The organism is Microbacterium resistens NBRC 103078, from assembly GCF_001552355.1.
Classification (GTDB): Bacteria; Actinomycetota; Actinomycetes; order Actinomycetales; family Microbacteriaceae; genus Microbacterium; species Microbacterium resistens.
In genome coordinates this window covers 16,328-29,278 of record NZ_BCRA01000075.1, presented here as the reverse complement: position 1 = coordinate 29,278, position 12,951 = coordinate 16,328, and the positions used below count along the sequence as shown (strand labels likewise).

The following is a 12,951-nucleotide window of genomic DNA, read 5'->3' as shown; positions in this document are numbered from 1 at the left end:
GGTCGGGGCCAGCGAGATCGCCCACGGGACGAGCATGAGCCCGAGCGCCTCGTGACGCTGGACCGCCGGGGCGCGGCCGACGGCGTCGGCGAGGGACGCGCCGGTCGCGGCCGTGAGCGGGATGAGCACGGCCACGAGGACGGCTGCCAGCGGCAGCGCCGCGCCGACGCGGCGTCGTGCGGCGGGCCACAGCGCGCAGACGATGAGCGCGATCGCGGTGAGCGGGGTCAGGACCACGGCGGCATGCACGAGGAGCGGATGCAGCGGCAGCCCGGCGAACGAGGCGGTGTCCAGCGGCGTCATCGCGTCCATACTGAGAGAACGACGCACACCGCGTCCGGGTTCAGATGAACCGCCGGCGCTTCCGTCTCGTGTCACAGAGGGAGGCGGACTGTGGAAGACGACGAACGGCTCGCGGCGCTCTACGACGTGCACGCCGGGCCCATCCGGCGCTATGTCGTGCATCTGACCGGCAACGCGTCGTCGGCGGACGACGTCGTCCAGGAGACGCTGCTGAGGGCGTGGCGGACCCCGAGGATCCTGGAGCAGGAGGCGGCCACCTCGCGCGCCTGGATGCTGACCGTCGCCCGCCATCTCGTGATCGACGAGGCCCGGAGCGCCCGGCGCCGCCACGAGCGCGCGGTTCCGGAGGTGCCCGAGGGCACCGCGCCGGACGACACGGACCGCCTCATCGACGCCCTGCTCATCGAGGACGCCCTCGCCGCGCTGAGCGCGGAGCACCGGGCCGTCATCGTCGCGGGCTACTTCGGCGGGCGCAGCGTGGAGGAGATCTCGGGCGAGCTCGGGATCCCGAAGGGGACCGTGAAGTCGCGCATGCACTACGGACTGAGAGCGCTGCGACTGGCACTGCAGGAGAGAGGGGTGACCCGGTGAGCGGGGAACACGAACGCTACGCGACCTGGGACGCCGCCTATGCGATGGGGGCGTTGTCCGCCGCGGATCGATCCCGGTTCGAGGCGCACCTGGCGCACTGCGCGCGGTGCCGGACCGCGGTGTCCGAGCTCACTCCGGTGGTCGGACTGCTCTCCCGGATCCCCGCCGAGCGGGCGGAGAGCCTGGGCGCCGCGCCGCGGGACCCCGCCGCCGATCGGCTCCGTGAGATCGCCCGGGCGCGACGGCGTCGCCGACAGCGCCTCGTCTGGGCGGCGGTGTCCGTCGCCGCCGCGGTGGCCGTGGCCGTGCCGATCGCCCTCGTCGCCCTGAGCCCGCGCCCCGCGGTGTCCGTCGCTCTGGAGCCGGCGGTCTCCGTGCCGGTCACGGCCACCGTGGAGCTGACACCGGTCGCCTGGGGCACGCGGATCGACATGGAGTGCGCGTACGGGGCGGACGCGCCCGATGCCGGCTGGACCTACGTGCTCACGGTGATCGACGCATCCGGCGCGGCGACGGAACTGTCCACGTGGAAGGTGGAACCGGGCCGTACCGCGCGGGTGTCCGCCGGCGTCGCCGAACGGCTGCCGGACATCCGAGCGGTGGAGGTCCGCAACGCCGCCGGCGACGTCATCCTGCGCCAGGACCTGGAGACCACCGAGCGGATCGGATGAACCGCGGGGCGTGTCGTCTCGTTTCACCGGTGACGCTTCACGGCGGAGCGCGGGAAGGACGAGATCATGCGCAGGACACTCGCGATCGGGGCGCTCGCCCTCGGAATGCTCCTGGCGGGCTGCGGCTCACCCGGAGCGGCGGAGACCTCGGCGCCTCCGGCCTCGGATGCCGGCGGGTACGGCGACGCCCCCTCCTCGGGCGCGGACCTCATGCTCGCCGAGACGGCGCTCGGGGAGATCGTCGTGACCGCCGACGGGATGACGGCGTACGTGTTCGACAAGGACACCCAGGGCGCGGCCGAGAGCGCGTGCACCGGTGCGTGCCTCGGCAACTGGCCGCCGATCCTCGCCGCCGGATCCGAGCCGGTGGGGGACGGGATCACGGGTGAGCTGGGCACGATCGACACCCCGGACGGGAAGAAGCAGATCACGCTGGACGGGTGGCCGCTGTACACCTTCGCCGGGGACGCCGCGGCCGGGGACGTCGCCGGGCAAGGCGTCCAGGACGTGTGGTGGGTCGTGGACGCGACGGGGGCGAAGATCGGGGGATGAACGACACCGCGCCGCCGGGTGATCCGGCGGCGCGGTGGTCCCGGCTCTCCGGGATCGGGTCGGTCGGCGCCGCCGCAGCGGCACGCGATCTCAGCTCTGGGACTGGCCGTACGAGCCGAGCTGACGGGTCGACTCGACGACCCGTGCGGCCATCGCGGTCTCGGCGACCTTGCCCCAGGCGCGGGGGTCGTAGAGCTTCTTGTTGCCCACCTCGCCGTCGACCTTCAGCACGCCGTCGTAGTGGGAGAACATGTAGCCCGCGATCGAGCGGGTGAAGGCGTACTGCGTGTCGGTGTCGATGTTCATCTTGATGACGCCGTTGGCGACCGCCAGGGCGATCTCCTCGTCCGTCGAGCCCGAGCCGCCGTGGAAGACGAGGTCGAGGGGCTTCGCGCCGGTGCCGTACTTCTCCGCGACCTGGGCCTGGATGTCGCCGAGCAGTTCCGGGCGCAGCTTGACGTTGCCCGGCTTGTACACGCCGTGCACGTTCCCGAAGGTGAGCGCCGCGATGTAGCGCCCCTGCTCGCCGAGACCGAGGGCCTGGACGGCCTGGTCGACGTCGGCGAAGGTCGTGTAGAGCGCGTCGTTCGAGCCCTCGTGGCGGACGCCGTCCTCCTCGCCGCCGACGACGCCGATCTCGACCTCGAGGATCGCGTTGATGTTCTTCATGCGGGGGAGGAGATCCTTGGCGATCTCGATGTTCTCGGCGAGCGGCACCGCGGAGCCGTCCCACATGTGCGACTGGAAGATGGGGTTGCGGCCGGCCTTGACCTCTTCCTCGGAGGCGGCGATGAGCGGCTCGACGAAGCCGGCCAGCGCGTCCTTCGGGCAGTGGTCCGTGTGCAGCGCGACCGTGACCGGGTACGACTTCGCCACCTCGGTCGCGTACTTCGCGAAGGCGAGGGCGCCGGTGGCGCGGGCCTTCACGGTGTGCCCGGCGAAGTAGTCGGCGCCTCCGGTCGTCACCTGGATGATGCCGTCCGATCCGGCCTCGGTGAGGCCCTGCAGGACGGCGTGGATCGTCTGCGAGCTGGAGACGTTGAACGCGGGGTAGGCGAATCCGCCCGCCTTCGCGCGATCGAGCATCTCTGCGTACTGATCCGGGGTGGCAACGGGCATGGCATCTCCTGTGCTGAGCGACGGGGTCAGTGCCACTCTATCGCCGCAGATCCGCGTGATCCGATCCGTTTCGGACGCCGTCGAACCGTCAGAACTTCGGTGCGCGAAAGAAGCGTGTTTCTTTCGGTCGACGTGGGCGCAAAAGCCGCGATCCCTGCGTGCTCTGCTTCTAGGCTGGCGGCATGGTGACCCCCGTCGAGAAGACCGCCCCTGCCGATTCGTCCTCCTCTGCGGAGCTGAGCCCGCTGCGCCCCGACCGCAACCTGGCCCTGGAGCTGGTGCGCGCCACGGAGGCGGCGGCGATCCGGGCGGTGCCGTTCATCGGGCGCGGCGCCAAGGAGGCCGCGGACGGGGCCGCCGTCGACGCCATGCGGGCGTTCCTCGGGACGGTCGACTTCGACGGCCGCGTCGTGATCGGCGAGGGAGAGAAGGACAACGCCCCGATGCTCTTCAACGGCGAGCAGGTCGGCACCGGGCGCGGACCCGGATACGACATCGCCGTGGATCCGATCGACGGGACCTCCCTGACCGCGGCCGGACGCCAGAACGCCCTGTCGGTCATCGCGGTGTCCGACCGGGGCACGATGCTCGATGCCTCGAGCATCTTCTACATGGACAAGCTGGTCACGGGTCCCGCCGGCGTCGGCGTCGTGGACATCCGCCTCCCGATCGGCGAGAACATCCGTCGTCTCGCCGCCGCGCTGGAGAAGCCGGTGGAGGAGATCGTCGTCTCGGTCCTCAACCGTCCGCGACACGACGACCTCATCCGCGAGATCCGTGAAGCCGGTGCCGGGACCCGCCTGATGAGCGACGGCGACGTCGCCGGGGGGATCAACGCGGCCCGGCATGGCGCGCGTACCGACATGTGCGTCGGGATCGGGGGCAGCCCCGAGGGCATCGTCACCGCCTGTGCGATCAAGGCTCTCGGCGGGCACATCCAGGGGCGGCTGTGGCCGCGGGACGACGAGGAGCGCCAGCGCGGCATCGATGCCGGCCTCGACATGGACAAGGTCTACGAGGCCGACGACCTCGTCCGCGGCAACAACACGATCTTCGTCGCGACGGGCGTGACGGACGGGCAGCTCGTGGCGGGCGTGCGCCGCGAGGGCGGCTACCTCTACACCGAGAGCATCGTGCTGCGCAGCCACTCCGGGACGCTGCGCCGCATCGCCTCGGAGCACCTCGTCTCCAAGTGGCTCTGAGCCGTACGGCGCATCGTCGCGGGAGTGATCGAGGCCGGCCGGGGAGCCGAACGAGTCGGTGATCGCCGGTCGCTCGTCCGGGGCATCGTTATCGAGCCGAAACCGCCTTCACATCGTGGCGCGGGGACTTCCCGGCTGAGCCTGGCACAATAGGTCCCGCCTGCAGCGCATCGGGAGGGCTCCGGTCGCGCGCGACGAGAGGGGCGAACGGATGGCTTCCGAGAACGTGTACCGGCAGACCTCGGTCACCGACACCGGCACCGTCACCGTCATCGAGATGGACGCGGCGCGTCGGCCCGATGTGCTTTTCCGCGTCCGCAGGCCCGAGGGCCAGGAGATCAGCGCCTGGTGGATGATCGGTGCGTTCGTGCTCTTCTCCGGCGCAGTGATCGCCCTCCTCAGTCTCGTTCCCGGCGGCGCGTGATCTGCTCCGGCTCCTGACCCGACTCCTCGGCACTCGTCAGGTCGTTCGCCCCGTGGTCGCCCGCTGCGTGGCGTCGGTCCTCCTCGTCGCCCGGGTCCGCCGGGTCCAGCCTCGTGCGGAGATCCCCGAGGTCCGCGGTGATCAGAACCGCCTGATCGCCCTCTGACGCCGCGCTCGGTTCTTCTGCGCTGAAGGTCAGTTCTTCGGCGCTGAACCGGCGCGTCGCGTCGGTGATCCTGGCCGGCTCGGCGAGGGCTGAGGCGTCGACACCGGGGAAGCGCCGGGCGGTGACGAGAACGCGGCTCTCCAGGGATCCGGCGAATCGGTTGTAGCTGTCCACGGTCCGCTCCAGTGCCCGCCGGAGGTCGTCGGCGTGCCCCGCGAGCGTGCCGAGGCGGTCGTACAGCTGGGTTCCGAGGGAGAGCAGCGCGCGAGCCTCGTGAGAGATCTCCTGCTGGGTCCAGGTGTAGGCGACGGTCTTGAGCACGGCCCAGAGGTTCACCGGTGAGGCGAGGGCCACACGGCGCGAGAAGGCGTAGTCGAGGAGCGTCGGATCCTCGTCGATGGCGGCGGCCAGGAGCGATTCCGTGGGCAGGAAGCAGATGACGAACTCGGGCCCGGCATCCAGCCCTCCCCAGTAGGCCTTCTTGGCGAGCGCGTCGACGTGGGCTCGGACCGCGCGGACGTGCTGCTGCATGAGCGTCCGGCGCCGTGCGTCGTCGGTCCCGGACAGCGCGCTTGCCTCCAGATAAGCGTCCAGCGGCACCTTGGCATCCACGGCGATCGACGCGCCACCGGCCAGGCGGATCACCATGTCCGGGCGGCCCCGGCCACGATCGGACGTGATCGTCGCCTGCAGGTCGAAGTCCACGTGTCGGGTCAGCCCCGCCGCCTCCACCACGCGGCGGAGCTGCGTCTCGCCCCACACACCCCTCGTGGCGCTGGAGCGCAGCGCGCCGGCGAGGGACTCGGTCGTGGCGCGCAGCGCCGCATCGGACTCCTGCGCGAGGCGCAGCTGCTCGCTGAGCGCACCGAACTGCGCGTGGCGGTCCTGTTCGAGCGTGGAGACCTTCCGCTGCATCTGCTGCAGGGACTCCGCCACCGGCGCGAGCGCCGTGAGCACCGCGTTCTCGCGCTGCGCTCGATCGGCGGCGACGCGCTGCTGCTCACGCGCGTGCTCGACCGCGTCCCGATACAGGTCGTACTGGCGATCCCTGTCCTCGCGAAGCGCGGCGGCCTCGGCGGCGAGCCCCGCCACCGCGGACGCGGATCGGGCGCGCGCCGCGAGCCAGCCGAGACCGGCGCCGACGGCGAGGGCCACGAGGGCCACGAGGACGATGGTTGCTTCCATGCGCCCATCCTGAGCGGTGCCACCGACATCGGCGGGTTCGGATCCGTTTCGGGGCGCCGTCCCCGGCGTCGGGGTCCCCTTCGGGGGTCGATCACCCTGAGATGCGCCCCAGAACCGGCATCGGGACTCGAAGGACTCAGGCGACGGCGCGCGCGGGCTCCGGCACGGGCGCCGGAGCAATCCGGACGCCCACCGCGTCGGCGAGCTCCTCGATCGTGCGGGAGCCGTTGCGACGGGCGGCGTCGATGACGATCTGCGCGCAGGCCCGTGCATCAGCGAGCGCGTCGTGGTGCGGGAACTCGCCGAACCCGGCGGCCGCCGCGGCTCGGGGGAGGCGGTAGGAGTCGAGGTCGTAGACGCGGCGAGCCACGTTCAGACTGCACAGCGAACGATACGGCGGCACGGCGTCGCCGGTGGCCTCGCAGGCGCGCCGGAGCACGTTCAGGTCGAAGCCCGCGTTGTGCGCCACGAGGACGTCCGCGCCCGCGAAGCCGCACAGGCGGTCGAGCTGATCGCTCCATGCGGGGGCATCGGCGACCTGATGCGCCTGGATCCCGTGGATCCGCACGTTCCACTCCTGGAAGTGGTCGTGGCCCGCGGGCGGGCGGATCAGCCAGCCCGCCGTGGCCACCACCTCGCCGTCGCGGACGCGGACGAGCCCGACCGAACAGGCGGATGCGGGGGAGGAGTTCGCCGTCTCGAAGTCGATCGCGGTGAAGTCCAGGGGCACGTCCCCAGCCTCCGTCCGGAGACGTCGCCCGACGTTCAGGCGCGCCGGGCGACCGCGGATCGGCGCGTAGGCTGACGCCATGGGATCGGAGCGCGCGACGAGTTTCGGGGCGGAGAGCGGGAACTACGAGACCGGGCGCCCCGACTACCCCGCGGCGGCCGTGGCCTGGCTTCTCGAGCCGCTGGGGGACGGCCCGCGTGCGGTCGTGGACATCGGTGCGGGGACGGGCAAGCTCACCCGCGGCGTGCTCGGCCTCGGCGGCGTGACCATGACCGCCGTCGACCCGGATCCGCAGATGCTCGCCGCGCTCGAGGCGCGCACGCCCGCCGTGCCCACGGTGCGGGGGACCGCGGAGGCCCTTCCTCTGTCGGACGCGGTCGCCGATGCCGCCGTCATGGGGCAGGCCTGGCACTGGGTGGAGCCGGTGGCGGCGTCCCGCGAGGTCGGGCGCGTGGTGCGGCCCGGCGGCGTGCTGGGCCTCATCTGGAACGTGCGCGACGAGCGGGTCGCGTGGATCCGGCGGCTCACGGCGATCATGCACGGCAGCGCCGCCGAGCGGATGATCGCCGAGAACAGCGTGGTCGTCGCCGATCCCTTCGGTCCGGTGGAGGAGCGGCGATGGGAGTGGACCCGCGCGATGACGCGTGCCGAGCTTCACGCCATGGCGCGCTCGCGCAGCTATGTGATCACCGCCTCCACGGACGAGAAGGACCGGATCCAGCGGGAGATGGACGCCCTCTTCGACGAGCTCGGGCTGGCGGACGGCGAGACCCTCGACATGCCGTACGTCACGGTCGCCTATCGCGCGATCCGCGGATCCTGAGGCGGGCCCCGCGCCGGTAGACTCGTACCCCGTGGCTCTCACCATCGGAATCGTCGGACTGCCCAACGTCGGCAAGTCCACCCTCTTCAACGCCCTCACCAAGAACGACGTGCTCGCCGCGAACTACCCGTTCGCGACGATCGAGCCGAACGTCGGCGTCGTGAACCTCCCGGACGCGCGGCTGGACGTGCTCGCCGGGATCTTCGGGAGCGAGCGGATCCTGCCGGCCACGGTGTCGTTCGTCGACATCGCCGGGATCGTGCGCGGGGCGAGCGAGGGGGAAGGGCTCGGCAACCAGTTCCTGGCGAACATCCGCGAGGCCGATGCGATCGCGCAGGTCGTGCGCGGCTTCGCCGACGACGACGTCGTCCACGTGGACGGCGAGATCAACCCGAAGGGCGACCTGGAGACGATCAACGCCGAGCTCATGCTCGCCGATCTCCAGACTCTCGAGAAGGCGATCGTCCGCCTGGAGAAGGAGGTCCGCGGGCGCAAGACCGACCCCGTCGTCCTCGAGACCGCCAAGGCGGCTCAGGACGCGCTGGAGCGCGGGCAGCTCCTGTCCGTGTCGGGCATCGATCTGGCCCCGATCAAGGAGCTGGGCCTGCTCACGTCCAAGCCCGTCATCTTCGTCTTCAACGTCGATGAGGCCGTGCTCACCGACACCGCCCGCAAGGCGGAGCTGGAGGCGCTGGTCGCCCCGGCCAAGGCGATCTTCCTCGACGCGAAGATCGAGTCCGAGCTCATCGACCTCGACCCGGAGGACGCGGCGGAACTGCTCGCCTCCACGGGCCAGGAGGAGTCCGGGCTCGACCAGCTCGCGCGCATCGGCTTCGACACCCTCGGGCTGCAGACGTACCTCACCGCCGGGCCCAAAGAGGCGCGCGCCTGGACCATCGGCAAGGGCTGGAAGGCCCCGCAGGCGGCCGGCGTCATCCACACGGACTTCGAGAAGGGCTTCATCAAGGCGGAGGTCATCTCCTTCGACGACCTGGTGGAGACCGGCTCGGTCGTGGAGGCCCGCGCGAAGGGCAAAGCGCGCCTGGAGGGCAAGGACTACGTCATGCAGGACGGCGACGTCGTGGAGTTCCGCCACAGTTAGGCATCAGGTAGAGGGGAGCCGCAGTGTTCTCAGTCCTTGCGCACTACACCAGCGGTACTGGCGTCCGTGGCATCGTCGAAGGAAAGTCGCTGTGGGCTAGCCACGTCGCCTTCCTCAATGATGCCTCGGAGTTTGAGTACGCGTTCACCCTCGCTCGCGAGATCATCGAGAGAATCAACTCGCTCCGTGAAGACTGGGCCCCGCGGTATCCGAAGCTCGCCGAACTCATCACTCACGAAAGCACGCACCTTGAGCGGGGGAGTCTCCCGGACGTCTTCGTGACATCTCTGACGACGAAGACAGAAGATCTCAGTCAGTGGCGGGGATACACAAGCGCCGGCGACGGATACACGGTTCTATTTGACGCTGAGAAGCTCCGGGACCACGCAAACGCTCTGGGCTGGCGCCTCGTTCCGGTCCAGTACGAGGGCAGCGGCGCGGTCGCAGCCGTGGTTGAAGCCACCTTTCGAAAGCTAGACGACGGCATATATGCTGACGCCGAGTCTGCATTCCGTGGGTTCCAGGATGTGCTGTTCGAGGTGGCTCCTACTCTGAAGCACGATGCATTCGATGCCGAGCAAGAGTGGCGCTTGATCTCGCCGCCCGACGTTGACCCGACGGCGATCAAGTGGCGCTCTGGTGCGAGTTTTCTAGTGCCATATCTTGAGTTCCCGTTACCGCAAGCAGACTCCGGCGTCATCGTGGGGTTCGGGGTCGGTCCGGGGCCGAACGGTGAACTTGCGAGCTCGGCACTCCTGAAGTACATCAACCAGATGGGCCACCACGTTGGCGTTGGGATGCCGGGTATCCCTTTCCGCCCCTGGTAGGTGGCGGACCCAGGTCTTGCCCCGCCGGACAGCGTCGAACATCTATCGGCACGAACAGTACGTCGTGGAGTTACGCCACAGTCAGGCATTTGGCAGAGGCGACACGCTGCTACCGTGCGCTGGGCAGGTCAAAGGGTGCTTCCCATTTCTCGCGCTCAAAGAGCTCATTCAGGGGCATGGCGAGCGCCTCGACCATTTCCGGGTGTTCCGCGAGGTCGTTTATCCGCATGCCGATTGCGTGAAGGTTGAGAATGTGTGTTTCAGGCCAGGCGACATCTCGCCGAACTGCAACCAGGAAATCCGCCATGAGTCGCATGATGACCAACGTTGGGGGCGACGAGTTCGCTGCAATGCGATACCTGTAGAAGGCCTCAACGACCTCATCTGACCCCCAAACTGTGACGAAGGTTTGGAAGTCAGCGATCACGTCCTCAAGCTTCTTGATCGCCGCAGCATTGCGCGAGGGGGTAAGCATGTCGCCCAAAGTCTGTAGAAACGGCTGGTAGAGCTCGTACTTCTTCTGGGCGACTCGGTCTTCTAGCGCTCGAAGTCTGGCCGATTCGTGTTCGGCGCGTTGAGCGCGACGGGCTGATTTTGAGGCCCAGAGCGCGGAGAAGATGGCAACAGCCGCCGGTATAACCAGTGCCACGATCTGCAACCACAGGGGGAGTGTCATGCTTCTGAGTGTGACATGGAGCCCCGGACCGCATAGTTAATGTCAGGACGGCGGCGTGGTGGAGTTCCGCTTCAACGTCTGACGCGCCGGGGTCCTCTCAGGACTCGGGTGATCCGCGTCGCACCGCATCGGCGCGTCGTGCCGCGCGCGCAGTGAGCGGTCCGGCGACCAGCATGGCCAGGATGGCGGATGCCCCTCCGATTCCGCTCCAGACGGGCAGACCCGAGGTACCGTTGGAGTTCGCTCATCGAGTGACCTTCGGCGCCCGTCCCTGCTGAGCGCAGCCGGCCCGCCCGTCCTGTGCGAGTCCGACGGCACGCTCGTGTGACTCCCCGTCGTCCCGCTCTATCGGACCAGCGGACGCGGGCGATTCAGGAGGCGTCCGGCTTCGTCCACTCGACGGTGTGACGGAAACCGAGCTGCCGACGGAGCATCGCTCCCGGCATCGTCTGCCGCAGGGCGGTGCGGATCTGGGCGATGGTGTACTCCGGGTCCCTGACGGGGAACGGCGGAATCGCCGAGGCGGGCTGCTGCGCCACCCAGGGGTGCTTCACGAACCCGATGACCGGGTTCGTGAGCATCGAGGCCACGTCCCAGGCCTGGTCGACGACGGAATCGGGCCGGGCCAGCCCGACGCAGAGGAAACGCCCGCCGGGCTTCAGGATCCGAGAGACCTGCCGGAGCGCCGGGACGAGGTCGAGGTGATGCAGCACGGCGATCATCGTGACCACGTCCTTGCCTGCGGGCACGCGTTCCAAAGGGGTCTCGTCCACGGTGACGTTCGGAAGACCCGCGCAGCGCTCAGCGCTCGCCCGGCGCATGGCGGGGTCGACGTCGATGCCGTGTGCCGCGGTGAACCGCCCGGCCAGCAGCGCGAGGAGCTCGCCTCGGCCGCAGCCGACGTCCAGCGCCTCGTCCCGTCCCGGGGGGAGGCGGCTTTCGATCCATGGATGGAAGGCGTCGTTGTGACTCCACGGGTGTCGGGCGTTCAGGGTGCGCATGGCGTCGGCGGCCCGGGCTCCGACCCCGGTACGCAGCGCATTCCTCACCTGCATGCGGGCCAGTGTCGCACGCCGTCTTCGGGGGAGCCTGCGTCCGCGGGTGAAGCGGACAGCGTCTCCGACGTGTTCACCGACCCACCCGACGTTGCCAGAGGAGCACCAGCGCGTAGCCGAGGGCGATCCCGATCGGCTGCAGCGCGAGCAGCAGCGGGGCAGGGAGCGCGCCGCGCAGGAACAGCACGGCGCTGCCGGCGAGGACGCCGTGCATGAGCACCCCCGACAGCAGCAGCGGGAGGATCGCCGTCCGGCGGAACGGTCCGCCGCGGCCGGTCGTCGTCGCCATCGTCCAGATGCTCAACGGCAGGAAGAGCAGTGTCGCCGTGAGGAGCCCGGGATCGTACTCGCGCGAGGCGATCGCGGGAACGATGTGCACGACGGCGTTGACCGCGATGACGCCCCACAGGGTGAGGGCGATCAGCCGCGATCCGGCGAGCATGGCCGCCAGCGGCGCGGCGACCCAGACGAGCGGAAGGTTCACGAGCAGATAGAAGCCGGTGGGCAGGGCGCAGTCCGGGTACGGCTGCTGACCGAGGACCGTGCACAGGGAGTCGGGGAAGGCGTGCACGACGCCGGTGGCGGAGATCCCGTACTCCTCGACGTTGTGCACCATGTAGGTCGCGACGGCGAGGAACGACAGCCAGCGCGTGTCCTGCCACCGAGAGCGCGCCGCGTCGGCGCGGAGTAGATCGGTGGCGAAGAGCAGGACGAGGAGCACGGCGGCGAAGCACAGGCCGATCCACGGCCACGCGTAGTCGAACCATCCGAACACGCCCACATGATAGGCGCGTGGCTCCCGATCCGGACAGAGGGGCGCGTGACCTCCCGACGGCGGCATAGCGGGGGTCGGTACGATGTCGGAGCCGGCGTGATCCGCTGCGCAGCGGCGGTCCGCCCGACATCGGCACCCTTCGAGAGGACACACGAACAGTGAGCGAGAGCAGCATCTTCGAGCCGGACGGCCGCGCGATCCCGTACTTCGACGAGGGCGTGGGCGACGGGCCGTCGCTCGTCCTCATCCCGGGGCGCGGCGCAGAGGGCGGAGCGCTCGGCTCGATCGCGCACATCCTCGAAGGGGAGGGCATCCGCGTGCTGCGGATCGGCACCCGCTCGACCCCGGAGGGGGAGGAGCTCTCGATCGAGCAGCGCGTCGAGGACGCGATCGCCGTGATGGACCACGTGGGATTCGCGGGCGGCTGGATCGGCGGCCACGGCACGGGCGGCACCGTGGCGCGCTCCCTCGTGCTGGCGCATCCCGAGCGGGCTCTCGGCCTCCTGCTCCTCGGCGTCGAGGACGTCGAGGTGCCCCTGGCCCCGGCGATCCCGGTCCTCATCATCCAGGGCTCGGCCGACGACGTCACCCCGCCCGCGAATGGCGAGCGCCTCCAGGCGACGGCGCCGGATCGGGCGAGCATCGTGACGATCGACGGCGGCGGGCACCTCTTCCCCGTCACCGACCCGGTCGACACGGCGTTCGCGATCGAGGACTACCTCGCCTGGGACTGATCCGTCCCGCCGGTGA

Annotated in this window: 16 protein-coding genes; 9 read left to right on the top strand and 7 right to left on the bottom strand. The window is 70.0% G+C overall.

The annotated features are described in order from the left end of the window. A partial coding sequence (locus MR1_RS13055; protein WP_308417944.1) for a DUF2231 domain-containing protein occupies positions 1-303 on the bottom strand: 303 nt, incomplete at its 3' end. Between the two features lie 90 nt (positions 304-393). On the opposite strand from MR1_RS13055, the gene MR1_RS13050 reads away from it, so the two are divergent. From MR1_RS13050 to MR1_RS13040, 3 genes are all read left to right on the top strand, one after another. Then, on the top strand, positions 394-894 hold the full coding sequence (locus MR1_RS13050; RefSeq protein WP_067247524.1) for a sigma-70 family RNA polymerase sigma factor: 501 nt from the start codon (positions 394-396) through the stop codon (positions 892-894). Continuing rightward, complete coding sequence (locus MR1_RS13045) at positions 891-1,565, top strand: zf-HC2 domain-containing protein (RefSeq protein ID WP_067247521.1); 675 nt, start codon at positions 891-893, stop codon at positions 1,563-1,565. Before MR1_RS13050 ends, MR1_RS13045 begins: the two co-directional genes overlap by 4 nt. A 66-nt stretch (positions 1,566-1,631) precedes the next feature. Continuing rightward, complete coding sequence (locus MR1_RS13040; protein WP_067247519.1) at positions 1,632-2,117, top strand: COG4315 family predicted lipoprotein; 486 nt, start codon at positions 1,632-1,634, stop codon at positions 2,115-2,117. Positions 2,118-2,207: 90 nt separating this feature from the next. Here MR1_RS13040 and fbaA read toward each other — a convergent pair whose 3' ends face one another. Continuing rightward, positions 2,208-3,236: a class II fructose-bisphosphate aldolase gene (fbaA, locus tag MR1_RS13035; protein WP_067247515.1), complete on the bottom strand. Its 1,029-nt coding sequence runs from the start codon at positions 3,234-3,236 to the stop codon at positions 2,208-2,210. 182 nt (positions 3,237-3,418) lie between these two features. Between fbaA and glpX the strand changes: the two genes are divergently transcribed. Further along, on the top strand, positions 3,419-4,438 hold the full coding sequence (gene glpX, locus MR1_RS13030; protein ID WP_067247511.1) for a class II fructose-bisphosphatase: 1,020 nt from the start codon (positions 3,419-3,421) through the stop codon (positions 4,436-4,438). Positions 4,439-4,649: 211 nt separating this feature from the next. Continuing rightward, positions 4,650-4,862, top strand: a complete 213-nt coding sequence (locus MR1_RS13025; protein ID WP_067247508.1) for a UDP-N-acetylmuramyl pentapeptide phosphotransferase — start codon at positions 4,650-4,652, stop codon at positions 4,860-4,862. Here the strand turns inward: MR1_RS13025 and MR1_RS13020 are convergent. Both MR1_RS13020 and MR1_RS13015 read right to left on the bottom strand, forming a co-directional pair. After that, entirely contained in the window at positions 4,837-6,213 is a 1,377-nt protein-coding gene (locus MR1_RS13020; protein ID WP_084344641.1) for a DNA recombination protein RmuC, read from the bottom strand. The two genes, MR1_RS13025 and MR1_RS13020, sit on opposite strands and share 26 nt — an antisense overlap. Positions 6,214-6,349: 136 nt before the next feature. Further along, positions 6,350-6,943: a 3'-5' exonuclease gene (locus MR1_RS13015; RefSeq protein WP_067247539.1), complete on the bottom strand. Its 594-nt coding sequence runs from the start codon at positions 6,941-6,943 to the stop codon at positions 6,350-6,352. A gap of 79 nt (positions 6,944-7,022) precedes the next feature. Here MR1_RS13015 and MR1_RS13010 point away from each other — a divergent pair, with 79 nt between their 5' ends. From MR1_RS13010 to MR1_RS13000, 3 genes are read left to right on the top strand one after another with little or no spacing between them, the layout of a single operon-like run. Further along, positions 7,023-7,766 carry a class I SAM-dependent methyltransferase gene (locus tag MR1_RS13010; protein ID WP_067247501.1) on the top strand — a complete coding sequence of 248 codons (744 nt, stop codon included), beginning with the start codon at positions 7,023-7,025 and terminating at the stop codon, positions 7,764-7,766. Positions 7,767-7,797: 31 nt separating this feature from the next. After that, entirely contained in the window at positions 7,798-8,868 is a 1,071-nt protein-coding gene (gene ychF, locus MR1_RS13005) for a redox-regulated ATPase YchF (RefSeq protein ID WP_067247498.1), read from the top strand. Positions 8,869-8,891: 23 nt separating this feature from the next. Then, complete coding sequence (locus tag MR1_RS13000; protein ID WP_067247495.1) at positions 8,892-9,695, top strand: DUF2971 domain-containing protein; 804 nt, start codon at positions 8,892-8,894, stop codon at positions 9,693-9,695. A 109-nt stretch (positions 9,696-9,804) separates the two neighbouring features. Here MR1_RS13000 and MR1_RS12995 read toward each other — a convergent pair whose 3' ends face one another. The 3 genes from MR1_RS12995 to MR1_RS12985 form a co-directional block, all read right to left on the bottom strand. Continuing rightward, on the bottom strand, positions 9,805-10,371 hold the full coding sequence (locus tag MR1_RS12995) for a hypothetical protein (RefSeq protein WP_067247492.1): 567 nt from the start codon (positions 10,369-10,371) through the stop codon (positions 9,805-9,807). A gap of 371 nt (positions 10,372-10,742) precedes the next feature. After that, entirely contained in the window at positions 10,743-11,426 is a 684-nt protein-coding gene (locus MR1_RS12990; protein ID WP_084344639.1) for a class I SAM-dependent methyltransferase, read from the bottom strand. 73 nt (positions 11,427-11,499) lie between these two features. Next, positions 11,500-12,201 carry an HXXEE domain-containing protein gene (locus MR1_RS12985; RefSeq protein WP_169797692.1) on the bottom strand — a complete coding sequence of 234 codons (702 nt, stop codon included), beginning with the start codon at positions 12,199-12,201 and terminating at the stop codon, positions 11,500-11,502. 158 nt (positions 12,202-12,359) lie between these two features. Here MR1_RS12985 and MR1_RS12980 point away from each other — a divergent pair, with 158 nt between their 5' ends. Continuing rightward, positions 12,360-12,935, top strand: coding sequence for an alpha/beta fold hydrolase (locus tag MR1_RS12980; RefSeq protein ID WP_067247481.1), 576 nt, complete (start codon positions 12,360-12,362; stop codon positions 12,933-12,935). The last annotated feature ends 16 nt before the right edge of the window (positions 12,936-12,951 follow it).

Bases quoted from the DNA above. Each gene is read 5' to 3' on its own strand.
- fbaA (WP_067247515.1), bottom strand. From the start codon at position 3,236: ATGCCCGTTGCCACCCCGGATCAGTACGCAGAGATGCTCGATCGCGCG.
- MR1_RS13020 (WP_084344641.1), bottom strand. From the start codon at position 6,213: ATGGAAGCAACCATCGTCCTCGTGGCCCTCGTGGCCCTCGCCGTCGGC.
- glpX (WP_067247511.1), top strand. From the start codon at position 3,419: ATGGTGACCCCCGTCGAGAAGACCGCCCCTGCCGATTCGTCCTCCTCT.
- MR1_RS13040 (WP_067247519.1), top strand. From the start codon at position 1,632: ATGCGCAGGACACTCGCGATCGGGGCGCTCGCCCTCGGAATGCTCCTG.
- MR1_RS12995 (WP_067247492.1), bottom strand. From the start codon at position 10,371: ATGACACTCCCCCTGTGGTTGCAGATCGTGGCACTGGTTATACCGGCG.
- MR1_RS13025 (WP_067247508.1), top strand. From the start codon at position 4,650: ATGGCTTCCGAGAACGTGTACCGGCAGACCTCGGTCACCGACACCGGC.
- MR1_RS12990 (WP_084344639.1), bottom strand. From the start codon at position 11,426: ATGCAGGTGAGGAATGCGCTGCGTACCGGGGTCGGAGCCCGGGCCGCC.
- MR1_RS13010 (WP_067247501.1), top strand. From the start codon at position 7,023: ATGGGATCGGAGCGCGCGACGAGTTTCGGGGCGGAGAGCGGGAACTAC.